Here is a 23,952-nt window from a genome sequence, read left to right on the forward strand (position 1 = left end):
GTTCCGGGGCTGCGTTCAGCCCCTTCGTCCATTGCCGGCGATGGGGCGCAAGGCGCCCCTGCTCGTTGCTCAGTCGAACACGCGCCCGGCGCGCCAGTAACCCATCAGGGTCAGGCTTTCTCGCGGCAGCTCGCGCTCCTTGATCAGGTAGCGGCGGATGTCCATGACAGTCCCCGATTCCCCGGCGACCCAGGCATGGAAGTCGCCGTGTTCGCCGCAGGCCTGTTCCCACAGGATGCTTTCGTCGATATCCACGTCTTCCAGCTCGACCGTCGACGCGCCACGCGGCGCCGGCAGGCTGGCCAGCTCGCGCACGGCGTGCTGCATGCCTTGGCCGTGCTCGCTGCGCAGCAGGTCGCGTGGCAGCCAGTGCAGGCGGGTGGCCGGGCTCTGGCGCAGGTCGAGACAGTCGGCTTCCAACGGGACTTCGATGAAGGCTTCCACTGCCAGCTCCGGCGCGGTCGTGGCCAGCTGTTCGAGGATGCCGGCAATCGCCGGCAGGGCGGTTTCGTCGCCGACCAGCAGAATGCGCCGGGCGCTGCGTGGCGGTTTCCATTCATAGCCGCCGGGGTCGTCGGCATATGCCAGGTTGGGGGCGACCATCTGCAGGCGGTCGCCGACGCGGGCATGGGTGGCCCAGGCCGAGGCGGGGCCATTGACGCCGTGCAGGACAAAGTCCACATCCACCTCCAGCGCCTCGCGGCGCAGGGCGCGGATGGTGTAGGTGCGCATGGGCGGCATGTCTTGCGCCGGCAGTTCGCGCCGCGCCTGCTGCCATTGCGCGTGCTTGGGCAGGTTGGATGGCGCGCCGGCTGGCGTCGGAAACAGCAACTTCACACGCTGGTCGGGGGCCAGGGTGGTCATCTGCGCGACGTCCTCGCCGGTGAAGACGAAGCGCGTCAGTGAGGGGCTCAGGGTTTCGATGGCCTTGAGGTCGAGGTCGAAGAGCCGGTAGGGCGTGGCCTGGGCAGCATGTGCCAGGCGGGCAAGCGGGGAGGTCATGGGCATGCCTCTGTCAGCGGGAGATACCCATCAGACGAGCGCACTGCGCGGTTAATTAGCCGGGGTGAGCCGCGCCTAAATTTCCCTGGCCCGCCTACGTTCTAGCTTGGATAGCAGTCGCGGCACGCGAAGACGGATTGAGGCGCAATGACAATTTCCCGACGAGGATTCATCGCCGGCCTGGCTGTGGCAGGCGCCACAGGCACGGCGGCCTATTACGCGCACAAGCAACTGACCCATGACCCCGAGGACGACATCGTCACGCCTGGGGAAGCCAGCGTCGAGCTGGCCGACTACGCAGGCCAGATGCTCGCGGACCAACTGCGCGGCGTCTGGGAAATCCGCTTCGAGGGTGCCGAGCGCGGCCTGGATGGGCTGCCCCAGCAAGGTGTCGAGATGTTCCTCGACGTCGCCACCAAGGGGCGCGGCCTGCGCGGTTTCGTCGATACCGGCGAGCGCTTGCGTGGGGCTGGCGAGCCGGCCTACCGCGTGCTGGGTGACCTGGTCGGTGCCAGCAGCGCGCAGGTGCGCTGGCGCCTGATCAACCAGCATGGCGGGCCGGGCTATGAGTGCGTGGCCAGTCTGGACGAAGTCTGGGCCGAATTCGCCAATGCCGGCAGCGGCACGCTGACCGGGCGCGTGCAGCGTCTGGATCGGCCGCTGACGCTGCCGGTGCCCGACAGCCGTTTCGTCGCAGTCAAGCGATTGTTCCCCGAGGCCCGTGAACGCCTGCCTTACACCCCCGAGATGCTGGCCTGGGTGGTCGGTGCCGAACACCGCTTGTTCCACCAGCTCTGGCATGCCACCCGTGACCAGTGGCACAAATTGCCGCGCAACAAGCAGGACGCCCTGCGTGGCCTGGGCTGGCAGCCCGGGCCCAGGGACCATGAGCGCGATGCCCGTGGCCCGCGCAAGCACCGCAATGGCTCGGGTATCGATTTCCTGTTCATGCACCGGCACATGCTGATGTATGCACGCACCTTGCAGGACCTGCCCTCGTGGCAGCGCTTCCCGCTGCCGCAGCCGAGCGTCGAGTTCGACCGCGCAGGCTTTGCCCGCTATTTCGACAACCACGACGGCTACTGCGTGCCGCCAACCTGGCAGGCGCCGGGCGACGAAGCCTATGGCCAGTGGGTTGGGGCGATCAAGGCCGGCGAAACCTACTGCAGCAACTTCCAGGTGTGGGAGTCGCAGTACCAGGACCCGTTGTACCTGTCGAAGCTGACCCTTGGGGCTTTCGGTTCGGAACTGGAGATGAACCTGCACGACTGGCTGCACATGTGCTGGGCGTCGGTGCCGCGTGATCCGAACAATGGCGCGCCGGTGCCGTTTGCCCGTGACCAGGCAGACTTTGCCGCGCGCTGGTTCGAGCCCGAAAACGATTTTCTCGGCGATCCGTTCTCGTCCCATGTCAATCCGGTGTTCTGGGGTTTCCATGGCTGGATCGACGACCGCATCGACGACTGGTTCCGTGCCCATGAGCGCTATCACCCCGGTCAGGTACGGCGCCTGGAGGTCAATGGCGTGCCCTGGTTCGCCCCGGGTCGCTGGGTCGAAGCCGGCGACCCGTGGCTGGGCCCGGACACCCATGGCTGCAGCACGCAGCCAGGCATGCGCCTGGGCAAGTCGGTGGAGATGGACGTGGAGACCATGAAGTTGGCCCTGCGTATCACGTTCGGTAACGAAGAAAAGCTCGATAGCCTGCTGCGCAAGGTGCCGCAACGCCCTTGGTACGCGCGCCACCTGTCACTGAAAAACATCGTGCCCTGATGCACCCTGTGCCCCTGCAAGCGCGGGCAAACCCGCGCCTGCAGGGACTTGTCGCGTGCCCTACAGCTTGACCGGCGTCTGCCAGCCCCCACCCAATGCCTTGTACAGCGCCACGCTGCCCTGCAACTGCTCAAGGCGCAGTTGCGCCTGCTGGTCCTGGGCCAGATACAGCGTGCGCTGGGTCTCGAGTACCGTCAGCAGGGTCTCGGCGCCGGCGGCGTAACGTTGCTGGGCCAGGTCGAAGGCGATGCGTGCCTGCTCCACCTCCTGGTCCTGCCAGCGGCGCTGGCGTTCAACACCGGCGATGGCGTTCAAGGCTTTCTCCACATCTGCGAAGCCTGCCAGGATGCTGCCGCGGTACAGCTCCAGCAATTCCTCCTGTTCGGCGCTGGCCTGGTCCCGTGCGGCGCTGAGTCGGCCGTTGTTGAAGATCGGCGCGGCGAGGCCGGCCGTCAGGGTGTAGTAGGGGCTGTCGAAGACATTGGGCAGGGTGCGCGCACCGCTGCCCAGGTTCGCGCCGAGTATCAGGCGAGGCAGCATGGCCGCCCGGGCCACCTGTATGTTGGCGCTGGCCGCCGCCAGGCGCGCCTCGGCGGCGGCGATGTCCGGCCGCCGGCCGAGCAGTTCGCTGGGCACGCCGCTGCCGATGCTGGGCCACTGTACGTTGCTGATCATTTCGCGATTGTCGGGCAGGGCCTGCACCGGGTCGCCCAGCAGGGTGGCGAGGACGATGCGGTTGTCCTGGCGACGCTGTTCGAGCAACGGTAGCTGGCGTTCCTGGGCAGCGACCAGGCTGCGCTGCTGGGCCAGTTCCAGGCGGGTGGCCGAGCCTGAACGTTCGCGGGCTTCGACCAGGCCCAGCACGTCGCGGGCATTGTCCAGGTTGAGCCGGGCGATGCGCAGTTGCTCGTCGAGTGCCAGGCCTTGCAGGTAGCTGTCGGCCACGGCGCTGACCAGGGTCAGCTCGACTGTCTGGCGATCGAAACGGCTGGCATCCAGGCTGCGCAGCGCGCTGTCGCGGGTGGCGCGCAGGCCGCCCCAGAAATCGATCTCGTAGCTGGCGCTCAGGCGGGTGCCGAACGAGGTGCTGGTGCGCTCGCTGCTGCTGGCGTCGAGCTGGCTGTTGCCTTCACCGCGCAACAGGCGCTGCCGGCTGCCATCCAGGCCGAGCTGTACTTCTGGCAGTAATGGCGCCCCGGCGATCACTGCGATGGCCTGGGCCTTGCGCACCCGCGCCGCGGCTGCCGCCAGGTCGTGGCTGTTCGAGCGTGCGCGCTCGATCAACTGGTCCAGTTCCAGGCTGGCAAAGGCGCGCCACCACTGGTTGTCCGGCAGGGCCTGGTTGGCGCTGGTCGGCCCTTGCCAGGCCGGCGGGGCGTCGATGTTCGCCGCAGGCGGCGGTGGGGTGCTGCAGGCGGCCAGGCCAAGGCTCAGGGCCAGCAAGCTGATACGGCAGGGGATCGTCATGGGTTATTCGCTGGTAAGGGCCTTGACCGGGTCGAGGCGGGCGGCCTTGCGGGCCGGCATGAAACCGAACACCACGCCGGTGATCACGGCGCAGGCAAAGGCGCCGAGGATGGCGGGCAGGGCGAAGGCCACGGCGATGTCGGCCAGCAACAGGCTGCCGCCGATGGCCAGGGCCAGGACGATGCCGGTCACGCCGCCGACCATCGACAGCATCACCGCCTCGGTGAGGAACTGGCGCAGGATGTCGCGCTGGCGCGCGCCGGTGGCCATGCGGATGCCGATCTCGCGGGTGCGTTCGCGCACGGTCATGAGCATGATGTTCATCACGCCAATGCCACCCACCAGCAGGGAGATCGCGGCAATCGCACCGAGCATCAGCGACAGGCTGTTCTGCGTGCGGGCCTCGGCCTGGATCAACGCGGCGTCGTTGGTCAGGACGAAGTCATGCTTGCCCTGGTGACGCTGCAGCATCAGGCGCTCGATCGCCTGCTCGGTCTCCTTCACCCGGCTGGAGTCCAGGGCGGCGATGGTGACGTATTCCGGGTCGCGGCTGCCGAACAGGCGGATGGCGGCGGCGGAGTAGGGCACCACCACGCGCTCGTCGCTGTCCTCGCTGCCGGAGCTGGCGCCTTTGCCCTGGAGCACCCCAATCACCTGGAACGGCACGTTGCCGATCAGCAGGTACTGGCCGAGTGGATTGCTGCCCGGGCCGAACATCTTGTCACGCACCTTCTGCCCGATCACCGCCACGGCGGCGCCGTTGGCTTCGTCGGCTTCGCTGTAGAAGCTGCCCTCGACCACGGGCCAGTTGAAGATCTCGGGGAACCCGGTGTTGTTGCCGCCAACGTAGAACTGCTCGCCCTTGTTGCCGTGGCGCACCATGAGCTTGTCGCCGATTACCGGCATGACCCGTTTGACCTGGGGCAGTTCGCCGATGGCGTCGACATCGTCGAGGGTGACGATGCCCATCAGTTCCTCGGAGGAGTGCTTGCCGTTGAGGTAAAGGATGTTCGAGCCGAATGCGGCCATCTGCGCCATGACCTGGCGCTTGCTGCCTTCGCCGACCGCGAGCATGACCACCACCGAGGCGACCCCGATGATGATACCGAGCAGGGTCAGCGCGGTGCGGAAGCGGTTGATCCACATCACCCGCCAGGCAGCCTGCAGGGACTCGACCAGTTCGCCTTTCCAGGCGCCGCGCTGGGTGGCGCCGCGGTCCAGGCGCTGGCGCAGGTCGTCGGCCTGCAATTGCCGGGGGATGTTGGCCGATGGCTGGCTGGGCGAGTCGCTGACCACTTCGCCGTCGCGCACTTCGATGATCCGCTGGGCGCGGGCCGCGACTTCACGGTCGTGGGTAATGAGGATGATCACATGGCCCTGGCTGGCCAGTTCGTCGAGCAGGGTCATCACCTCGGCGCCGCTGTGGCTGTCGAGGGCGCCGGTGGGCTCGTCGGCGAGGATGATGTGCCCGCCGTTCATCAGCGCCCGGGCGATCGACACCCGTTGCTGCTGGCCGCCGGACAACTGGTGCGGGCGGTTGCCGGTGCGGCTGGCCAGGCCCAGGCGCTCGAGCAGGGCGTGGGCGCGGGCATGGCGCTCGGCGGGCGGGGTGCCGGCGTAGATGGCCGGCATCTCGACGTTCTCCTGGGCCGAGCCCGAAGGGATCAGGTGATAGCCCTGGAACACGAAGCCGAACGCTTCGCGACGCAGCCAGGCCAGCTCGTCGCTGTCCAGTTCGGCCACGTCCCGGCCTGCGAAGCGGTAGCTGCCCGAGGTGGGACGGTCGAGGCAGCCGAGGATGTTCATCAGGGTCGATTTACCGGAGCCCGAGGCGCCGACGATGGCGACGAACTCGCCGGGGTGGATGCTCAGGCTGATGCCGCGCAACACCTCGACCCTGGGCGAATCGACACCGCCGTAGACCTTGCGGATGTCGCACAGCTCGATCAGGGGCGTGGCCATCTCAACCCCCACTGGCGGCAGGCAGGCCGATGACCAGGCGCTCGCCTTCGTTCAGGCCTTCGAGAACCTGCACCCGCAGGCGGTCGCTCAAGCCGGTGCGTACCTGGCGTGCCTCGACCTGACCCTTGCTGTTCAGCACCTGGGCCAGGCGCACGCCGTCGCCGGGGGTGTCATCCAGCGCAGCCAGGGGGACGCTGAGCACTTGGCTGGCTTGCCCGGCGACGAAGAACACCTGGGTGGTCATTTCTGCCATCAGGGCGCCGTCGGGGTTGTCCACGTCCAGCAGCACGGTGTACTGCACCACCTTGCTGCCTGTGGTGCCGGCGGTGGCGCTGGCCGGGCTGCCGCCGCCCTGGCTGGTCTGGTCCAGCGGCTTGGGCGGTACCGGCAGGATCTGGCGCACGGTGCTGGTCCAGCGGCGCTTGCCGCCGGCCAGGGTGTTGAAGTAGGCGGTCATGCCCGGCTTGACCTTGCCGATGTCGGCTTCGGACACCTGGGCCCAGACGGTCATCGGCGAGAGCTTGGCGATCCGCAGGATCAGCGGCGTCTGCTGCTGGGCATTGAGGGTCTGGCCTTCGCGGGCATCCACCGCCACCACGGTACCGCTCATGGGGGCGTAGATGCGCGTGTAGCCCAGTTCTGCCTCGTCACTGCGCAGGCTGGCCTGGGCCTGGCGGATCTGCGCCAGGTACATGTCGATGCGGGCCTGGGTCACCTTCAGTTGCGCCTGCGCCGTCTGCAGGTCTTCCTGGCGGGTGGCGCCGGCGGCGGCCAGGCCGTGCTGGCGCTGGTACTGCTGCTGGGCAAGCTGGTATTGCGCACGCTGTTCGGCCAGCTGGGCCTTGAGGTTCTCGATCGAGTAACGTCCGGCGTCGAGCTTGGCCTGTTGCGTGGACGGGTCGATCTCCACCAGCAACTGGCCCTGGCGCACTTCGTCACCGGCCTCCACATGCAACTTGCGAATCTGACCCGAGGCCTGGGCGCCGACGTCGACGTAACGGCGCGGTTGCAGGGTACCCAGTGCGGTAACGCTACTTTCGATGTCGGCGCGCAGCACCGGCACGGTGCTGACCGGTGCGCCGCCGAGCGGCAGGACCTGCCAGGCCACGAGGCTGCCGAGGCCGGCCAGGCCCAGGGCGCCGAACAGCACTCGGCGGCGGGTATTGGATGTGCGTGTCATGCGGGCTTCCAGCCGGGGGTAGTGGCCGAGTGCTGCGACGCGGCACGCGCTCGGGGGTCCCAGTTAAACGAATGTGATAGGTGGCGATTTAACGCAGGAAGGGGAGGGCTGTGTGTTGCTGCGAATAATTATAATTTGTAAGATCGCACACTGATATTATCCAGACCCGCTGCGCCTGCCTACCAGCGCTCGAGCAGGGAGACGACAGGTGCCGTCGTGGAACATTACTATCGCGAGTTGGTGAGCTTTCTGTCTGCCCGGCTTGGCAATCGCCAGGCGGCCGAAGACGTTGCCCATGATGCCTACATCCGCGTGCTGGAGCGCACGGGCGGCGAGCGTATCGAACACCCGCGCGCGTTTCTTTATCGCACGGCGATGAACCTGGTGGTCGATCATCACCGGCGTCACCAGGTGCGTCAGGCCGAGCCGCTCGAGGTGCTCGACAGCGATGAGCGTTGGCACAGCCCCGCGCCGACGCACAGCATGCAGCTCGACCAGCGTCTGGCGCTGATGCAGCAGGCCTTGGGCGAGTTGAGCGCGCCTTGCCGTGACAGTTTCCTGCTGCGCAAGCTCGAGGGCTTGTCACACCAGCAGATCGCCGAACGCCTGGATATTTCCCGCAGCGTGGTGGAAAAGCACATCGTCAACGCCATGAAGCACTGCCGCATGCGCATGCGCCAGTGGGAGTCCTGAGCGGGATGCCGGCGGATGTGAAAATTCCGTGAGCCGGTCACTTGATTTCTCCCGGGTTCACGACAACTATCAATAAAGACCCCCCGTCCAGGCGCGCTGCCTGACGTTGCCGTTCCCGGCGCAGTATGGTCACGGAGCCACTGTCATCACCTAACTGCCCAGGTCCGGACGATGCCTAACAAATCCATGCGCATCCTCATCGCCGACGAGCATCCCGCCCAGCGCCTGCAACTGGAGAGGATGCTCAATGGCCTGGGTTATTACCGGATCGCTCCGGTGGAGAATTTCGAAGACCTGCAGCGCCTGGTGCACAGTGCCTTGCAACCGTTCAACCTGCTGGTGGGCAACATCGAGCTGGCCAGCCATGCTGGGGTGGACCTGGCGCGCTTCTGCCGGGTCAGTTCGCAGATCCAGCATGCACTGCTGTACCACTCGCCGCACCTGAAGGTGCCGGCGGTGCCGCCGAGTGACCGGCATGCTGTCAGCATCAGCCTGCCCCATGCGCCCGACAGCGAGGCGCTGGAGTCGTTCATGGCGATCATCGACCTGCCGGTGCTGGTCGGGCAGTTGCCCCTGCCACCGGGGCTGGCCGGGGCCTCGAACTATTCCCGGCGACGCACCAACCTCGCGCAGACAGTGTTCTGCCGCAACTCCTGAAGCACGGACGGCCACAGGCTCAAGGCTTTTGCTATTCTCTTGGCCTTTTGCCACGTTGCGGAAGCTGCCATGACTGCGCTCGATACCACCCGCCCGCCACGGTTCAGCCGTGGCGACCACCGGACCCTGGGGCTGGCCGCGCTGGGTGGTGCCCTGGAAATCTACGATTTCATCATCTTCGTGTTCTTTGCCCTGACGCTCAGCCAGCTGTTCTTCCCGCCCGAGATGCCGGAGTGGTTGCGCTTGCTGCAGAGCTTCGGGATCTTCGTCACCGGTTACCTGGCCAGGCCGCTGGGCGGCATCCTGATGGCCCATTTCGCCGATCACCTGGGGCGCAAGCGGGTGTTCAGCCTGAGCATCCTGATGATGGCGCTGCCGTGCCTGCTGATCGGGATGATGCCGACCTACGCCGACATCGGCTACGCCGCGCCGCTGATCCTGCTGGCGCTGCGCATCCTGCAAGGGGCGGCGGTGGGCGGCGAGGTGCCCAGTGCCTGGACGTTCGTTGCCGAGCACGCGCCACCCGGGCGACGCGGGTATGCGCTGGGCTTCCTGCAGGCTGGGTTGACCTTTGGCTATCTGCTCGGGGCGCTGACCGCGACCTTGTTGGCGCAGGTGTTCACGCCCCAGGAAATTCTCGACTACGCCTGGCGCTATCCCTTCCTGCTGGGCGGAGTGTTCGGCGTGATCGGTGTCTGGTTGCGCCGCTGGTTGAGTGAAACGCCGGTATTCCTGGCGTTGCGCGAGCAGCGGGAGCAGCCTGTGGCATTCCCGTTGCGTAGAGTACTGAGCCGACACCGTCGGGCGTTGATTCCGGCGGCGCTGCTTACGTGCGTGCTGACCTCGGCGGTGGTGGTGCTGGTGGTGATCACCCCGACCGTGATGCAGCAGCGCTTCGCCATGACCGCCGGGCATACCTTTGCTCTGAGCAGTGTGGGCATCGTCTTCCTCAATATCGGGTGTGTGCTGGCCGGGCTGTTGGTCGACCGTATGGGTGCGTGGCGGGCATTGATGATCTATAGCCTGTTGCTGCCGCTGGGTATCGGCGCGCTGTACGCCAGCCTGGTGGGGCAGTGGGGCATGACCTGGCTGGCCTATGCCCTGGCCGGATTGTGCTGTGGCGTGGTGGGGGTAGTGCCATCGGTGATGGTCGGGCTGTTCCCGGCGGATATCCGCGTGTCGGGCATCTCCTTCACCTACAACGTCGCCTACGCCCTGTGGGCCAGTACCACGCCGCTGGCGCTGATCGCCCTGATGCCCTGGAGTCCGTGGGTGTGTGTCGGCTTTTGTCTGGTCATGGGCATGGTCGGGTTGCTGACGGCGCTCTATTTCGGGCGTCGTGAGCCGTTGGGGTTTGTTGCCGAGTCGATGCCGCTCATGTGCGGGGACAAATGAGGTGGTAATGCCTTTTCCCGCTACGGGAACGGCAAGACTCAACCATCGGTCGCGCTGATAAAGTTGTTTCAAGCGCCTTGACTGTCTCCGGAATTGTTCGAGGAAGTCAGGGCTGCCTGCTACGGCCTGGCAGTCAACAGGTCCTACAGGCAGGGGCGGGTTTTTGAGTGTCCGCAACTCTGCTCCCCTACAGCGCCTGCGAGGTTGTGCACGTAGTTTCGACTGATCGTTGACGGACCCTTCCGTTCATACAGTCAGGAGAAATGTACATGTCCAGTTTCAGCATCACCTGGATGACGCGGGCCCAACTGCCAGCGTTTCCGCCACAGATGAGCTTTTCGGCTGCGAATCCCGCCAGCACGAAACCGGATGATCAAGCCAGAACCCCCGTTGTTCACTGGGGCCGTAGCCTTGCCTGTGTCCTGGAGTCCCAGCACCTTCACGATCAGGCGTGGGTGGTGGTCTACGGTGACGGCAAGCAACTGACCGGCGTGCACCCGCTGCATGACTTTCGCCACATCAGCCGTATCGAGTTGGCCGCCAACGGCCATGCCGTGCTGTTGACCGACAGTGCGCAGCGTCAGCAAACGGTCGAATTCACCCAGCTGAAGGCACTGGATGGCAGTGGTGGTGCCGGGGACCTCGTGAACGGCCTACCCAGCGGTATCCCGTTCATGCTCACCAATGGTCATGATTACCTGATGGCGGACGAGGAGGGCGTGTGCCTCGCCGTGAATCCAGATCCCAAGGCCATGCAATGGCTCTACAAGGACGGGCAACTGGTCAATGTCACCACCGGGCAGACCTTGGGGCTCGGGATCTGCGGCAAGGCGAGCGCAGCCTCGGGAGATCGCTGGCGGCTGTCTTCCAAGGGCGAGCTTCTCTATGGCGACGGCACCCGTACCTTGTGCAGTGCTCCGATTTCGGGTGAGGTCTGGCTGCAGCGACGAAGCGAGGCGCTGCCTTCCGAAGCCTGGCGGGTGCACTTGCCTCAGCGTCCGAGGCGGGGTCAGGTACCGAACATGGTCATCGACAAGCTGAGCGTGTGCCTCGCGGTCTCTGTCGACTACAGTGCCGGAACCGGCGATACGCTTTCGTTTTCGATCAATGGCAGCGAGCACCGACAGCCATTGGCCGGCAACTTCGAGCGGGGGGCGCACTTCCAGGTCGAGGTCGACCTGTCCAAGATGTTCCAGCGCAGCGTGATCTATGCCGATGAGTTGCATTCGGTCGAGATCTACCAGACCAGTGCCGGGGGGTACGGTCCGGCCTGGAAGATGCAGTCGCTGGACCTCAAGGTCAATGACCAGCTGAACAACCGCGTGATAGGGAGCGACAACCGCTGGATCGAGGCCAGGGGCGGCGTTGCATGGCAAGGCCGGGTGAACTGGCTGGACTGGCGCAAGGCCGATATCTCGGCGCCCCTGGACTTTGCCGGTTACACCTACCCGGTGCAATTGCAGCAATGGCTGATCGATGTGCTGAAATGGCGCAGCTATCAGCCTGAAACCCTTGAGGGCGTCTGTCAGCTAATTGGCGAGGAGCGGGGTCAGATACTGGCCTATGAGCTGAAGAGCGGCAGATTGACCTATCTGCGCCCCAATACTGCCCAGGATGCCTACACCTGGGTCTACACCCCGCAAAAAAGCATCCTGGTCAAACTCTGGGACCAGTCCCTGGACCGTACGCGCTATACCCGGCACAGCCAGCTTGGCGGTGGCCAGCCGGTGGTGTGCGCCGGAGAAATGCGCATCGACCGCAAGACCACCAGCAATGCGGTGAGCGACATTCTTGGTCTGGTCAACGATGCCTCCGGACACTACAAACCCGATGGCGGACAGTGCCTGGGGCATGTCCTGGAGCGGCTCGAACAACTGGGGCTGGACACCACGCACACCGTGGTTTCGTACAAGGGATAGCGACCATGAAAAAGCCCCCGGGCCTCTCGGCCAGGGGGCTTTTGCTTGCCGCCAGGGCAGGGCTTACATATTCGGGTAGTTCGGCCCGCCAGCGCCTTCAGGGGTGACCCAGGTGATGTTCTGGGCCGGGTCCTTGATGTCGCAGGTCTTGCAGTGCACGCAGTTCTGCGCGTTGATCTGGAAGCGCTTGTTGCCGTCTTCCTGGGTGACCACTTCGTAAACGCCCGCCGGGCAGTAGCGCTGCGCCGGTTCGTCGTACAACGGCAGGTTGCTGGCGATCGGGATGTTCGGGTCGCTCAGCTTCAGGTGGCAGGGTTGTTCCTCTTCGTGGTTGGTGCTGGAGAGAAACACCGAGCTGAGCTTGTCGAAGCTGAGCTTGCCGTCCGGCTTGGGGTAGTCGATTTTTTTCGAGTCGGCCGCGAGCTTGAGGCAGGCATAGTCCGGCTTGGTGTCGTGCAGGGTGAAGGGCAGCTTGCCGCCGAACCAGTTCTGGTCGACATAGTTGAACGCTGCGCCCAGCAGTGGCCCGAACTTGTGCATGGCCGGGCCGAAATTGCGGCTGGCGAACAGCTCTTCATGCAGCCAGCTGGCCTTGAAGGCGCTGACGTAGCTGTTGAGCTGGTCACCGCCTTCACTGCCGGCGATCAGTGCATCGGCCACCGCTTCGGCGGCGAGCATGCCGGACTTCATCGCGGTGTGGCTGCCCTTGATCTTGGCCACGTTCATGGTGCCCAGGTCGCAACCGATCAGCGCGCCGCCGTTGAAGACCATCTTGGGCAGCGAGTTGATGCCGCCCTTGGCCAGGGCGCGAGCGCCGTAGCTGATGCGCTTGCCGCCTTCGAGGTACTGGCTGATCACCGGGTGGTGCTTCAGGCGCTGGAACTCGTCGAACGGCGAGAGGTAAGGGTTGGCGTAGGAGAGGTCGACAATCAGGCCAACGACCACCTGGTTGTTCTCCAGGTGGTAGAGGAACGAGCCGCCGGTGTTGTCCTTGGCCATCACGTCCAGCGGCCAGCCGGCGGTGTGCACTACCAGGCCCTGCTCGTGCTTGGCCGGGTCGATTTCCCAGATCTCTTTCAGGCCGATGCCGTAGTGCTGTACGTCGGACTCGTTGTCCAGGTCGAAGCGCTTGATCAACTGCTTGCCGATATGGCCACGGCAGCCTTCGGCGAACAGGGTGTACTTGGCACGCAGTTCCATGCCGGGGGTGTACAGGCCGTCTTTCGGGTTGCCTTCGCGGTCCACGCCCAGGTCGCCGGTAACGATGCCGCGCACCACGCCGTTTTCGTCGAACAGCGCTTCCTGGGCGGCAAAGCCTGGGTAGATCTCCACGCCAAGGTTTTCCGCCTGCTGGGCCAGCCAGCGGCACAGGTTGCCCAGCGAGATGATGTAGTTGCCCTGGTTGTGCATGGTCTTGGGCACGAACAGGTCAGGCACTTTCGTCGAGCTTCCGGCATCCTTGAGCACATAGATGTCGTCGCGCTTCACTTCGGTGTTCAGCGGTGCGCCCAGTTCTTTCCAGTCGGGGAACAGTTCGTTCAGTGCGCGCGGCTCGAATACGGCGCCGGAGAGGATGTGGGCGCCGACTTCGGAGCCTTTCTCGACCACGCAGACGCTGATCTCGCTACCGGCTTCGGCGGCCTTCTGCTTCAGGCGGCAGGCGGCGGACAGGCCCGCCGGGCCTGCGCCGACGATGACCACGTCGAATTCCATGTATTCGCGTTCCACAGGTTCTCTCCTACTCAAGGCTCATCGCGTTGCTTGTCTTTTATGGGTGTTCACGGTCACGTGCGGCGTGCAGAGGCTGTAGCTTCGCAGGTGATGGACTACACCGTTTTGTCTTGGCCGCGCATTATATCTACACCACTTGGCGGGTCCAATACAAACGTTTGTTTGAATTTGCCGGAGGCCCGTAGAATCGCAGGTAGGCGGCTGGAGGCTGGCCAATTTGCCGTATTGACCGGATTGGGTGTTACGGTCAAGATACGAGCGCTTTCGCGTTCGCCGTAGGCTGACCGTCGGGCGCAGGTGCACCCCTAAAGACCAGGCGTGGAGCAGGGTTTACGGGCCGAATCAGGTTTTGTAGTGGAGTCTACACGCCACGACAGAAAATGACCCGCAGGTTTTGTCCCTGAAGGTCGCAACAAGACTGATCGGTCAACTGAACTTTGCCGGCGCAGAAACGTTTTTAGAGGTGCCCTTGTACCCACGCGCATTCGCCGGGCAGTCCCCAGGCGATCTTCTTTTCACCGGAGAGTAACGAGGAATCCATGAAGGTTCTTGTAGCTGTCAAACGAGTGGTCGACTACAACGTCAAGGTTCGCGTCAAGGCGGACAACTCCGGCGTCGACCTTGCAAACGTCAAGATGTCCATGAACCCCTTCTGCGAAATCGCCGTGGAAGAAGCCGTCCGCCTGAAAGAGAAGGGCGTGGCGAGCGAAATCGTCGTCGTCTCCATCGGCCCGACCGCCGCCCAGGAGCAACTGCGTACCGCCCTGGCCCTGGGCGCCGACCGCGCCATCCTGGTCGAGGCCGCCGATGAACTGAACTCCCTGGCCGTGGCCAAGGCGCTGAAAGCCGTTGTCGACAAGGAGCAGCCGCAGCTGGTCATCCTCGGCAAGCAGGCCATCGACAGCGACAACAACCAGACCGGCCAGATGCTGGCCGCGCTGACCGGTTACGCCCAGGGCACTTTTGCCTCCAAGGTCGAAGTTGCTGGCGACAAGGTCAACGTCACCCGTGAAATCGACGGTGGCCTGCAGACCGTTGCGCTGAACCTGCCAGCCATCGTCACCACCGACCTGCGCCTGAACGAGCCGCGCTACGCGTCGCTGCCAAACATCATGAAGGCCAAGAAGAAGCCGCTGGAGACTGTCACTCCGGACGCCCTGGGCGTATCCCTCGCCTCCACCACCAAGACCCTCAAGGTCGAAGCACCTGCTGCCCGCAGCGCGGGTATCAAGGTCAAGTCGGTGGCCGAACTGGTCGAGAAGCTGAAGAACGAAGCGAAGGTAATCTAAATGACTATCCTGGTTGTCGCTGAACACGAAAACGGTGCCGTAGCCCCGGCCACCCTGAACACTGTCGCCGCTGCCGCCAAGATCGGTGGTGATATCCACGTGCTGGTCGCAGGCCAGAACGTCGGTGGCGTCGCCGAGTCCGCCGCCAAGATCGCAGGTGTCGCCAAGGTGCTGGTCGCGGACAACGCGGCCTACGCCCACGCCCTGCCGGAAAACGTCGCGCCGCTGGTAGTCGAACTGGCCAAGGGTTACAGCCATGTGTTGGCCCCTGCCACCACCAACGGCAAGAACATCCTGCCACGCGTCGCCGCGCTGCTGGACGTCGACCAGATCTCCGAGATCATCTCGGTGGAATCGGCCGACACCTTCAAGCGCCCGATCTACGCCGGTAACGCCATCGCCACCGTGCAGTCGAGCGCTGCCGTGAAGGTCATCACCGTGCGCACCACCGGTTTCGATGCCGTGGCCGCCGAAGGTGGCTCGGCTGCCGTCGAAACCGTGGCCGCGGCCCACGACGCTGGCAAGTCGGCCTTCGTCGGCGAAGAGCTGGCCAAGTCCGACCGTCCAGAGCTGACCGCCGCCAAGATCGTCGTCTCCGGCGGCCGTGGCATGGGCAACGGTGACAACTTCAAGCACCTGTACGCCCTGGCCGACAAGCTCGGTGCTGCCGTGGGTGCCTCGCGCGCCGCCGTCGACGCCGGCTTCGTGCCGAACGACATGCAGGTCGGCCAGACCGGCAAGATCGTCGCGCCACAGCTGTACATCGCCGTCGGCATCTCCGGCGCGATCCAGCACCTGGCCGGCATGAAGGACTCCAAGGTGATCGTCGCGATCAACAAGGACGAAGAGGCGCCGATCTTCCAGGTGGCCGACTACGGCCTGGTCGCCGACCTGTTCGAAGCGGTTCCAGAGCTGGAAAAGCTGGTCTGATCCGACTGCTTCACTTATAAAGAACCCGGGCCGCCCTTGGCGGTCCGGGTTTTTTCATGATTTTTTTCAAGGGCGGGAGAGGGTGCATGGCGTTTCGCTGGAGCAAGGGGGGGCTGGCCTGCGTGCTGGCGCTGCTGTCGACTCAGGCCTTGGCGGTGGGGAAGTGCGAGCGTCTGGTAGCCACCGGCAGCCCGGATGCGCCACCGTATTCCTGGCAGGATCCGCAAGACCCCAAGCACCTGATTGGCGCCAATGTCGACCTGCTTCGCCAAGTCGCCGCCGAGCTGGGGGTGAAGGTCGAGGTGTTGCACGCCGGCAAACGCGAACAAGCGCTGGAGGAAGTGCGCAGCGGGCGCATGGACCTGTTGCTCGACACGCCGATGCAGGTGACCCAGCTGACCAGCCTGGACTACATCCACCCGCCTTTGCAGCTCAATGAATACCTGGTCTGGACCCGTCATGACGCCGCCCTGGCGTTCGACGGCCCGGCCGACCTTGCCCGCTACCAGGGCGCCTTGTCGGAGAAGGCCCGTCTGACACCGGCCTTCGAGGCGTTCGCCAAGGCCCAGCTCAAGCTGGAACCGGCGCAGAATCTGACGCAGGCCTTCCAGAAGCTGGTGCTTGGCCAGGTCGACTATGTGCTGGCCGGGCGCTACTCGGGCATGGCCATGGCCCAGAGCCTTGGGGTGGCTAACGACCTCATCGCCCGCGGCTTGCCGGTGGACCGGCCGGGGTTGTATCTGGCGGTGTCGCACAACTCGGCCTGCAACGACAGCTGGTTGCGCGGACAACTGGCGAAAAAGCTGACAGAATTGCCGATCTCCGGGGCGAGCGAGGCTGTGTTGCAGCGCAATGTCGAGCGTTGGAAGGCGCAGATGCAGGCGTCGCAGGGTGCCCCCAAACAGTAGGAAGCGTGTGTGAGAATCCAACCCTTGATGCTCGCCCTGGCCGTGCTTGGCCTGGCCGGCTGTGCCAATGACCCGGCACCCAATGAACAGCTGCGCTTGTCTGAGCAGGCGCTCGAGCAGGCCAAGGCGGTCGGTGCCACCGAGCAGGTGCCGGAGTTCAAGTTGGCCGAAGACAAACTGGCCCGCGCCAAGAGCAACATGCTCGGTGAAAGCTATCGCGATGCACGCATGCGCGCCGAGCAGGCCGAACTCGATGCCCGCCTGGCCGAGGCGCGGGTGCTGAACCAGAAGAGCGAGGAGCAGTTGCAGGTGTTGCAATCGCGTATCAAGCGTCTGCGCAAACAGCTGGAGGTGCAGCCATGAGCCGCTTCACGCCCGTGGCCGCGTTGGCCTTGCTGGCCCTGGTGGGGTTGCAGGGCTGCGCCAGCCAGCGCAGCGAGTCGGCGCTGGACGACGCCAGCGCCGCGTTCCAGAAGGTCAAGGACAATTCCGACGTGCTGCGCAGCGCGCCCCGTGACGTGATCCGTGCCGGCGAATCGCTGGGGCGCGCGGAGCGCCTGGCCGGTTATGTCGGCACCGGCAGCGATGTCCGCCATTACGCCTACCTCAGCCAACGCTACAGCGAGATCGCCAGCGAGCATGCCAAGCTGGCATTGAACCAGGAACGCATGGCCAAGCTCGACCTGGAGCGCCAGCGCCTGCAACTGGCGTTGCGCGAGGCCAAGCTGGCGAGCGTGCAGCAGCAGGGCAAGTTCGTCGAGGCTCAAATTGTAGCGCTGGCGTCCGAGCAGACTGACCGTGGCCTGGTGATGACCCTGGGTGACGTGCTGTTCGATACCGGCCAAGCCGACCTCAAGAACTCGGCCAGCCGCACCGTGCTCAAGCTGGTGCAGTTCCTCCAGCTCAATCCGCGTCGAGTGGTGCGGATCGAGGGGTATACCGACAGCACCGGCGCGGCGGAAGAGAACCTGAAGCTGTCCCGTGATCGTGCCCAATCGGTGGCCGACATGCTGGTTGACCTGGGCGTGGATGAAAAGCGCATCCAGGTCGAGGGCTATGGTGACCAGTACCCGGTCGAAGCCAATGCCTCGGAGCGGGGCAGGGCACAGAATCGTCGGGTAGAGATCGTCTTCTCCGACGAAAAGGGCAAGCTCGCCCCCGCACGCTGAGCCCCGCCTCTTTGATAGGGCTACCAGGTGTTCGCCTTAACTCTTGCAGCGCCTATCAGATCGAGCGCCGCGCGGGCGGCGCTCGATCTCACAGGCGCAGAAGCCTTCGCGGCGAACACCTCGAAGGCCTGGCCGTAAAGGCGAAAAGGTGACTATGCGTCGCCCTCGCCAATGAATGTGCTTACATCAATCAAAACCCACACTTTGAGGACCCAAGCGCAATCAAGGCATCACCCCAGTAGTCCCATTCCCCACCTTCGGCTGCCGATAAAGATCCAGCAACACCTGATCCAGCACCTGCGAAGCCCCCCAAGGCTTGGGATCATTGAGGATGGCCGCCACCGCCCAGGTGTGCCCGTTGCTGTCCCGGCTGAACCCGGCAATCGCCCGCACGGTATTCAGGGTGCCAGTCTTGATGTGCCCTTCGCCTGTCATGGCGGTGCGCTTGAGCCGCTTGCGCATGGTGCCGTCCATGCCCACCAGCGGCATCGAACTGATGAACTCGGCCGCGTACGGGCTCTTCCAGGCCGCCTGCAGCAGCGCCGCCATCTCGCGGGTGCTGACCCGCTCTGCACGGGACAGGCCCGAGCCGTTCTCCATCACCAGGTGTGGTGCGGTGATGCCTTTCTTGGCCATCCACTGGCGGACCACCCGTTGGGCAGCACGGGCATCGTCGCCGTCGGCGTCGGTACGGAACTGCGCGCCAAGGCTGAGGAACAGCTGCTGAGCCATGGTGTTGTTGCTGTACTTGTTGATGTCGCGGATCACTTCCACCAGATCTGGCGAGAAAGCCCGTGCCAGCAGGCGTGCGCTCTTGGGCACGTTCTCGATGCGGTCGCGGCCCTGGATGCTGCCGCCCAGCTCGTTCCAGATGGCCCGTACGGCACCGGCGGCATAGGTCGGATGATCCAGCAGCGCCAGGTAGGTCTGCGAGTTGCAGCCATCGGCGAGCTGGCCACTGACCGTGACGCTGACACCATCAGGCTGCACTACCGGGTTGTAGCGCACTTCGCCAGTGCACTGTTTGCCCGCCACGGCCTTGACCTGGTTGTCGATGCGGATGCTGGCGATCGGTGGTTCGACCGACACGTTGACCTTGCCACCGTCGTTACGGGCGACGAAGCGCAAGGCCTTGAGGTTGACCAGCAGCGAGTCCGGCTTGACCAGGAACGGCTTGTTGTCGTCACCGCCGTCGTCGTTGAACTGTGGCAGGTTGGGTTGCACGAAGTGGCTGCGATCCAGGATCAGGTCGCCGGTCACGGTACGCACACCGTTGGCGCGCAGGTCGCGCATCAGCAACCACAGTTTTTCCATGTTCAGCTTGGGGTCGCCACCGCCCTTGAGGTACAGGTTGCCATTGAGCACGCCGTTGCTCAGGGTGCCGTCGGTGTAGAACTCGGTTTTCCACTGGAAGGTGGGGCCCAGCAGCTCAAGCGCGGCATAGGTGGTGACCAGCTTCATGGTCGAGGCCGGATTGACCGACACGTCGGCGTTGAACACGGTCGCCGCGCCCGGTCCGTCCAGCGGCAGCATGACCAGCGACAGGGCCGAATCCTGCAGCTTGTTGGTCTTGAGCGCCTGTTGCACTTTCGGTGGCAGATTGGTGTTGACGGTGGCGGCCTGGACGGACAGCGACAAGGGCAGGAACAGGCCGGCGAACAGCAGTGGGCGGAGCGTCTTGATCATAAATGGACAAACCCTGCGGGCGAGGGAAAAAGACACTGGGGCTGTATGAAATGATGGCCCCAAGACGAATATAGTGCGCATTATGCCCCAAGCGTGCTCTGCATGGGCCTCGTTCGACGGAAAAGCGCCGTTGTGCGCTGGAAACTGGTAAAGTGCCGCGCGTAATTAATTGAGAGGATTGTTTCATGGCTACCAACCGTTCCCGTCGCCTGCGCAAGAAACTGTGCGTGGATGAATTCCAGGAGCTGGGTTTCGAACTGAACCTGGGCTTCAAGGAAGACCTGTCCGATGAAGCCATCGATGCCTTCCTCGATGCTTTCCTGGCTGATGCCATGGATGCCAACGGCCTGGACTATGTCGGCGGCGATGACTTCGGTCTGGTCTGCTCCGTCAAGCGTGGCTCGGTCAGCGAAGAGCAGCGCGCCGCTGTGGAAGCCTGGCTCAAGGGCCGTAGCGAACTGACCAGCATTGAAGTCAGCCCGCTGCTGGATGCCTGGTACCCGGAAAAGCCGATCAACCCGGCTTCCTGATCGATGTCGGCGGTACGCCCTGTACCGCCCTCATCCCGCCTCGGCCAGGTGCTCCAGCTGCCTGGCCAGGGCTTTCTCGACGCGGCGCATATGCCGTGCCAACGCCTGACGGCGCCTTAGCAGTTCGGCCTGGGGTACGTCCGTTCCTTCCAGTGCCTGGCAAGCCTCGATCAACGCCCGCGCATTCAGCATCCGTCCCGCGCTGAGGATCTTGTGTGCCTGCAGCGCCAGCTCGTCACCTTCGTGCCGCGGATCAATGGCCATCAGAATCTTCAGGTCCTGGCGCAGGCTCAGGAGCAGGGTTTCGAGGATGCGGTCGCGGTCGGCGAGGTTGTCGCCAACGATCGTGGACAGGCCTTTGAGATCGAAGCGTGGTGCCGGGCCAGGGTGGCTGTCGCACCGCCGGGCAATGGGTGTGATGGCGCTCAGGCGTTGCCCCAGCACCTGCAAGCCGATGGGTTTGAGCAGGCAGTCATCCATGCCGGCGTCCAGGCACTGCTGGTGAACTTCGGGTTGGGCGTTGGCGGTATAGCCGAGAATGGTGCAGCGCGGTCGGCCGTGCAGGCGCTCCTCCGTGCGTACGGTCCGAGCCAGTTCGTAGCCATTCATCTGTGGCATGTTGCAGTCGACGATCAGTACATCGAAACAGCCCTCACGCCATTTACGCAGTCCTTCGCCGCCCTCCTCGGCGCTTTGCTGGTTCAACCCCATGTAATTCAGCTGCTGGGCCATCAACAGGAGGTTGGCCGGGTGGTCGTCGATCACCAGAATGCGCAGTTGCTCGTTCGGCGGCAGGAATTGAGTCATGGGCCGCAGCGGGGCCGCGACCGGTTCGACGCACTGTAGCGGCATCACCAGGCGCACGCGGGTGCCGACACCTTGCAGGCTCTGCAGGGTCAGTTCGCCGCCCATCATCGCGCACAGGTCGCGGCTGATCACCAGCCCAAGGCCGGTGCCGGCCCGTGCGCCGTCGCTGTAGGGGTTGGCCTGTACGAAGGGGGAGAACAGGCGTTGCAGGTCGTCCTCGTGAATTCCGATACCGCTGTCGCGAACCTCCAGGTCAAGCGCCGGCAACGCCGGTTCGCCCTCGTTGCGCAGCTTGACGGTGATGCGCACCTGCCCTTGTTCGGTGAACTTGATCGCATTGCTGACCAGGTTCGACAGGACCTGCTTGAAGCGCAATGGGTCGAGCAGCGCATGGCAGCGCGCCTCGCGGGCAATCACCACGTCCAGTACCAAACCCTTGTGGCGGGCGAGGCCGTCGAAAATTCGCCCGACCGACTCGACCAGCGCCGCGAGGTCGACGGGTTCGGGAGCCAGCGACATTTGCCCGGATTCAATCCGGGCGATATCCAGGATGTCGCCGATCAAGCCCAGCAGATCGTTGGCCGAATGGTGGGCGACTTCCAGCGCGGGGCGGTCCGGTTTGCCCTGCTCGGCGCGCTTCAAGGCCAGCTCCAGCATGCCGATGAGGGCGTTCATCGGCGTACGGATCTCATGGCTGATGGTGGCCAGGAACGTGCTCTTGGCCCGGTTGGCGTCATCGGCCTGCTGCTTGGCCAGGCGCAGGTCCTGGACCAGGTTGCGGCGTTCGCTGATGTCGATCCAGCCGCCGATGATTCCTTGCATTTCGCCTACCGAATCGCGGTAGGGCAGGATCCAGTGATAGATCGTCAGGTCGCGGTCTTTCAGGCGCAAGGGGCGATCAAGAATCAAGGGTGTTCCCTGCGCCATCACCCGCTGGTAGTCGTCCTGCACCTGTTGGGTATAGTCACAGTCGCTGTAGGGGGCGTCTTCCAGGCGTTTGCCCAGCACCTGTTCGCGGCTGGCACCGACGGCTTGCAGATAGCTGTCGTTGCAGCTTTGCAGGCGTCCCTCGCGATCGCGCACATACATGGGGTGGGGCGTGCCGTTGAGCAGGGCACCCATGAACTCCAGCTGGTCGTTCAGCGCCCGTTCCGCCCGCTGACGTTGTTTGATCTGACGGCGCAGCCGGGCATTCCATACCAATGCGAGCACCAGCAGGATCGCGATCACCCCGACCACCTGCAGGATCACCCGGCGGTAGCTGCGCCAGTAGGCGTCGTCACGCAGCCCATGGTCGCGCCAGCGGCTGTTGATCACCCCCAGTTCTTCTGGCGAGATGCTCAGCAACGCCTTGTCGAGGATCGAACTTAGCTCACTGGCGTCGGGGGCGGTGGCCATGGAAAAGGCCGCGGGTTCCGTGCCGACCGTGCTGCGGATGACCAGGTCGTTGCTGGTGGCGAGCATGTGGTTGGCGTCGATCAGGGTAGCGATCGCCGCATCCACCGCGCCGCTGCCGAGCAGCACCATGGAGTAATAGGTGCTTTCGGTGGCAACCTGGTGGATCCGCGGGTGGCGAGCTGCAAGCAGGGCGGCCACGGTGCTGTCGCGGGGAACGGCGACCCGCTTGCCCTTGAGTTGCTTGAGGCTGTTGGGTTGGCCGGTGCCGGTATGGGTGACCAGCACATAGGCGCTCTCCAGATAGGGGCGGCTGACCTGCAGCGGGTTGCCCCGGCGTGCCTCGGTGGACAGGCTGGCGATGATATCGGCACGACCGGACTCGAGCTGATCGATCATGTCGCCGTCGCCACTGGCGCGGCGGATCTCGAAGCGCAGGCCGGTGCGCAGGCGAATGAGCTCAAGCAGGTCGGCGACTATCCCCCGCAGGCGACCATTGCTGTCGAAGAACGTCAGTGGCGCCGCCGTGTCGTTGACCACCACGCGCATGATCGGGTGTTGGCTCAGCCACTGCTCCTCGCGTGTCGACAACTGCAGCTTGCGATCGGTCAGCAGGCTGCCGCTGCTTGCGCTCCAGCGTTTGAAGATATCGTTGCGGGTGGCGCTGGACTGCGCGTCAAGCGCGGCATCCACCAGGGACTGGAGGATAGGCTCGCCCTCACGCATGGCAAAGCTGAAGCCTACGGCCTCGTGCTTGCCGAAGTTGGCCATGCGCACATGCGGCAAGTGACCCTGGCTGATCAGGTAGTGAGTGGAGATGGTGTCGCCAATGAACACGTCGGCCTGTTCGAAGGCTACCGCATTCAGGGCCTGGGTGGATGACTCGAAGGTCAGCAGTTCGGCCTTGGGGTAGTTGGCGTGGATTTCCCCGGGCGGCAGGTAGTGATACAGCATGCTCAGGCGCATGCCCGCCAGGCCGGTGTCCAGTGCGCGGCTTTCGTCCTCGCGGGTCACCAGCACGGGTTGGTCAATGGCATAGGGGCGTGACAGCGCCAGGCCCTGGGTGACGGCTTCATAGCCGTTGGCGCTGCCCAGCAGGTCGATATGGCCGCTCTTGAGCGCCGCGACCGCCGCCGGGCGGCTGGGAAAGCGCTGCACACGGACAGGCAGGCCCAGGGCGCTGCCGATCAAGCCGGCGTAGTCGGCGGTCAACCCTTGGTATTCGCGCCCACCCGTGGCGATATCGAAGGGGGGATAGTCGGGCGCCGAGGTGCCCAGCACCAGCTCCTTGCGCTCTGCGAGCCAGTCGCGCTGGGCCGCTGTCAGGGGCGGCCGGACCGACGTCGGTGCCGAGCGGCTGAGCAAGGTGTAGGTGCGCCCCAGGTCGACGGTCACGCTGCCACCTTGCAGCGGCGTGCCCAGGCAGAGCAGCAATACAGCGATGTACCTCCACGTCATCATT

18 protein-coding genes are annotated in these 23,952 nt (G+C 64.7%); 11 read left to right on the forward strand and 7 right to left on the reverse strand.

Annotated features, from left to right (window positions below):
* Positions 1-69 precede the first annotated feature (69 nt).
* Positions 70-1,002 (reverse strand): siderophore-interacting protein, encoded by a 933-nt coding sequence (locus tag ACZ9C1_RS00800; RefSeq protein WP_476253394.1) that lies wholly within the window; start codon positions 1,000-1,002, stop codon positions 70-72.
* 147 nt (positions 1,003-1,149) lie between these two features.
* Between ACZ9C1_RS00800 and pvdP the strand changes: the two genes are divergently transcribed.
* The gene (gene pvdP, locus ACZ9C1_RS00805) at positions 1,150-2,772 is read left to right on the forward strand and encodes a pyoverdine maturation tyrosinase PvdP (protein ID WP_277503304.1); all 1,623 of its coding nucleotides are present in this window, start codon (positions 1,150-1,152) and stop codon (positions 2,770-2,772) included.
* 60 nt (positions 2,773-2,832) lie between these two features.
* Here pvdP and ACZ9C1_RS00810 read toward each other — a convergent pair whose 3' ends face one another.
* The 3 genes from ACZ9C1_RS00810 to ACZ9C1_RS00820 are packed head-to-tail and all read right to left on the reverse strand — an operon-like array spanning position 2,833 to position 7,381.
* The gene (locus ACZ9C1_RS00810) at positions 2,833-4,239 is read right to left on the reverse strand and encodes an efflux transporter outer membrane subunit (protein WP_139672473.1); all 1,407 of its coding nucleotides are present in this window, start codon (positions 4,237-4,239) and stop codon (positions 2,833-2,835) included.
* A 3-nt stretch (positions 4,240-4,242) separates the two neighbouring features.
* Complete coding sequence (locus ACZ9C1_RS00815) at positions 4,243-6,201, reverse strand: MacB family efflux pump subunit (protein WP_102683112.1); 1,959 nt, start codon at positions 6,199-6,201, stop codon at positions 4,243-4,245.
* Position 6,202: 1 nt separating this feature from the next.
* Positions 6,203-7,381: an efflux RND transporter periplasmic adaptor subunit gene (locus ACZ9C1_RS00820; protein WP_102683113.1), complete on the reverse strand. Its 1,179-nt coding sequence runs from the start codon at positions 7,379-7,381 to the stop codon at positions 6,203-6,205.
* A gap of 153 nt (positions 7,382-7,534) precedes the next feature.
* Between ACZ9C1_RS00820 and ACZ9C1_RS00825 the strand changes: the two genes are divergently transcribed.
* The 4 genes from ACZ9C1_RS00825 (at position 7,535) to ACZ9C1_RS00840 (ending at position 12,045) form a co-directional block, all read left to right on the forward strand.
* Positions 7,535-8,074: a sigma-70 family RNA polymerase sigma factor gene (locus ACZ9C1_RS00825; RefSeq protein WP_102683114.1), complete on the forward strand. Its 540-nt coding sequence runs from the start codon at positions 7,535-7,537 to the stop codon at positions 8,072-8,074.
* Positions 8,075-8,245: 171 nt separating this feature from the next.
* Positions 8,246-8,731: an ANTAR domain-containing protein gene (locus tag ACZ9C1_RS00830; protein WP_102683115.1), complete on the forward strand. Its 486-nt coding sequence runs from the start codon at positions 8,246-8,248 to the stop codon at positions 8,729-8,731.
* Positions 8,732-8,800: 69 nt separating this feature from the next.
* Positions 8,801-10,126 carry an MFS transporter gene (locus ACZ9C1_RS00835; protein ID WP_102683116.1) on the forward strand — a complete coding sequence of 442 codons (1,326 nt, stop codon included), beginning with the start codon at positions 8,801-8,803 and terminating at the stop codon, positions 10,124-10,126.
* Positions 10,127-10,584: 458 nt separating this feature from the next.
* Positions 10,585-12,045 carry a hypothetical protein gene (locus tag ACZ9C1_RS00840; RefSeq protein ID WP_277503306.1) on the forward strand — a complete coding sequence of 487 codons (1,461 nt, stop codon included), beginning with the start codon at positions 10,585-10,587 and terminating at the stop codon, positions 12,043-12,045.
* A 63-nt stretch (positions 12,046-12,108) separates the two neighbouring features.
* On the opposite strand, the gene ACZ9C1_RS00845 is transcribed toward ACZ9C1_RS00840, so the two are convergent.
* Complete coding sequence (locus tag ACZ9C1_RS00845) at positions 12,109-13,773, reverse strand: electron transfer flavoprotein-ubiquinone oxidoreductase (protein ID WP_277503307.1); 1,665 nt, start codon at positions 13,771-13,773, stop codon at positions 12,109-12,111.
* Positions 13,774-14,315: 542 nt separating this feature from the next.
* Here ACZ9C1_RS00845 and ACZ9C1_RS00850 point away from each other — a divergent pair.
* The 5 genes from ACZ9C1_RS00850 (at position 14,316) to ACZ9C1_RS00870 (ending at position 18,072) form a co-directional block, all read left to right on the forward strand.
* Complete coding sequence (locus ACZ9C1_RS00850) at positions 14,316-15,065, forward strand: electron transfer flavoprotein subunit beta/FixA family protein (RefSeq protein ID WP_102683119.1); 750 nt, start codon at positions 14,316-14,318, stop codon at positions 15,063-15,065.
* On the forward strand, positions 15,066-15,995 hold the full coding sequence (locus tag ACZ9C1_RS00855; RefSeq protein WP_102683120.1) for an electron transfer flavoprotein subunit alpha/FixB family protein: 930 nt from the start codon (positions 15,066-15,068) through the stop codon (positions 15,993-15,995).
* Between the two features lie 86 nt (positions 15,996-16,081).
* Positions 16,082-16,903 (forward strand): substrate-binding periplasmic protein, encoded by an 822-nt coding sequence (locus ACZ9C1_RS00860; RefSeq protein WP_102683121.1) that lies wholly within the window; start codon positions 16,082-16,084, stop codon positions 16,901-16,903.
* Positions 16,904-16,912: 9 nt separating this feature from the next.
* Positions 16,913-17,266, forward strand: a complete 354-nt coding sequence (locus ACZ9C1_RS00865) for a DUF4398 domain-containing protein (RefSeq protein WP_102683122.1) — start codon at positions 16,913-16,915, stop codon at positions 17,264-17,266.
* Entirely contained in the window at positions 17,263-18,072 is an 810-nt protein-coding gene (locus ACZ9C1_RS00870; protein WP_277503309.1) for an OmpA family protein, read from the forward strand. Before ACZ9C1_RS00865 ends, ACZ9C1_RS00870 begins: the two co-directional genes overlap by 4 nt.
* Before the next feature lie 222 nt (positions 18,073-18,294).
* Here ACZ9C1_RS00870 and dacB read toward each other — a convergent pair whose 3' ends face one another.
* Complete coding sequence (dacB, locus tag ACZ9C1_RS00875) at positions 18,295-19,758, reverse strand: D-alanyl-D-alanine carboxypeptidase/D-alanyl-D-alanine endopeptidase (protein WP_277503310.1); 1,464 nt, start codon at positions 19,756-19,758, stop codon at positions 18,295-18,297.
* A 185-nt stretch (positions 19,759-19,943) separates the two neighbouring features.
* Here dacB and ACZ9C1_RS00880 point away from each other — a divergent pair, with 185 nt between their 5' ends.
* Complete coding sequence (locus ACZ9C1_RS00880; RefSeq protein WP_046856427.1) at positions 19,944-20,288, forward strand: YggL family protein; 345 nt, start codon at positions 19,944-19,946, stop codon at positions 20,286-20,288.
* A gap of 30 nt (positions 20,289-20,318) precedes the next feature.
* Here ACZ9C1_RS00880 and ACZ9C1_RS00885 read toward each other — a convergent pair whose 3' ends face one another.
* Positions 20,319-23,951 carry a transporter substrate-binding domain-containing protein gene (locus ACZ9C1_RS00885; RefSeq protein WP_476253395.1) on the reverse strand — a complete coding sequence of 1,211 codons (3,633 nt, stop codon included), beginning with the start codon at positions 23,949-23,951 and terminating at the stop codon, positions 20,319-20,321.
* Between the last annotated feature and the right edge of the window lies 1 nt (position 23,952).

It is taken from the genome of Pseudomonas sp. TE21435, assembly GCF_056279265.1.

What these genes read in the sequence shown, in the direction of transcription:
- ACZ9C1_RS00880 (WP_046856427.1), top strand. Translation starts at nt 19,944, where the DNA reads ATGGCTACCAACCGTTCCCGTCGCCTGCGCAAGAAACTGTGCGTGGAT.
- ACZ9C1_RS00835 (WP_102683116.1), top strand. Translation starts at nt 8,801, where the DNA reads ATGACTGCGCTCGATACCACCCGCCCGCCACGGTTCAGCCGTGGCGAC.
- ACZ9C1_RS00885 (WP_476253395.1), bottom strand. Translation starts at nt 23,951, where the DNA reads ATGATGACGTGGAGGTACATCGCTGTATTGCTGCTCTGCCTGGGCACG.
- ACZ9C1_RS00815 (WP_102683112.1), bottom strand. Translation starts at nt 6,201, where the DNA reads ATGGCCACGCCCCTGATCGAGCTGTGCGACATCCGCAAGGTCTACGGC.
- pvdP (WP_277503304.1), top strand. Translation starts at nt 1,150, where the DNA reads ATGACAATTTCCCGACGAGGATTCATCGCCGGCCTGGCTGTGGCAGGC.
- ACZ9C1_RS00860 (WP_102683121.1), top strand. Translation starts at nt 16,082, where the DNA reads ATGGCGTTTCGCTGGAGCAAGGGGGGGCTGGCCTGCGTGCTGGCGCTG.
- ACZ9C1_RS00830 (WP_102683115.1), top strand. Translation starts at nt 8,246, where the DNA reads ATGCCTAACAAATCCATGCGCATCCTCATCGCCGACGAGCATCCCGCC.
- ACZ9C1_RS00800 (WP_476253394.1), bottom strand. Translation starts at nt 1,002, where the DNA reads ATGACCTCCCCGCTTGCCCGCCTGGCACATGCTGCCCAGGCCACGCCC.
- ACZ9C1_RS00820 (WP_102683113.1), bottom strand. Translation starts at nt 7,381, where the DNA reads ATGACACGCACATCCAATACCCGCCGCCGAGTGCTGTTCGGCGCCCTG.
- dacB (WP_277503310.1), bottom strand. Translation starts at nt 19,758, where the DNA reads ATGATCAAGACGCTCCGCCCACTGCTGTTCGCCGGCCTGTTCCTGCCC.
- ACZ9C1_RS00810 (WP_139672473.1), bottom strand. Translation starts at nt 4,239, where the DNA reads ATGACGATCCCCTGCCGTATCAGCTTGCTGGCCCTGAGCCTTGGCCTG.
- ACZ9C1_RS00850 (WP_102683119.1), top strand. Translation starts at nt 14,316, where the DNA reads ATGAAGGTTCTTGTAGCTGTCAAACGAGTGGTCGACTACAACGTCAAG.
- ACZ9C1_RS00855 (WP_102683120.1), top strand. Translation starts at nt 15,066, where the DNA reads ATGACTATCCTGGTTGTCGCTGAACACGAAAACGGTGCCGTAGCCCCG.
- ACZ9C1_RS00870 (WP_277503309.1), top strand. Translation starts at nt 17,263, where the DNA reads ATGAGCCGCTTCACGCCCGTGGCCGCGTTGGCCTTGCTGGCCCTGGTG.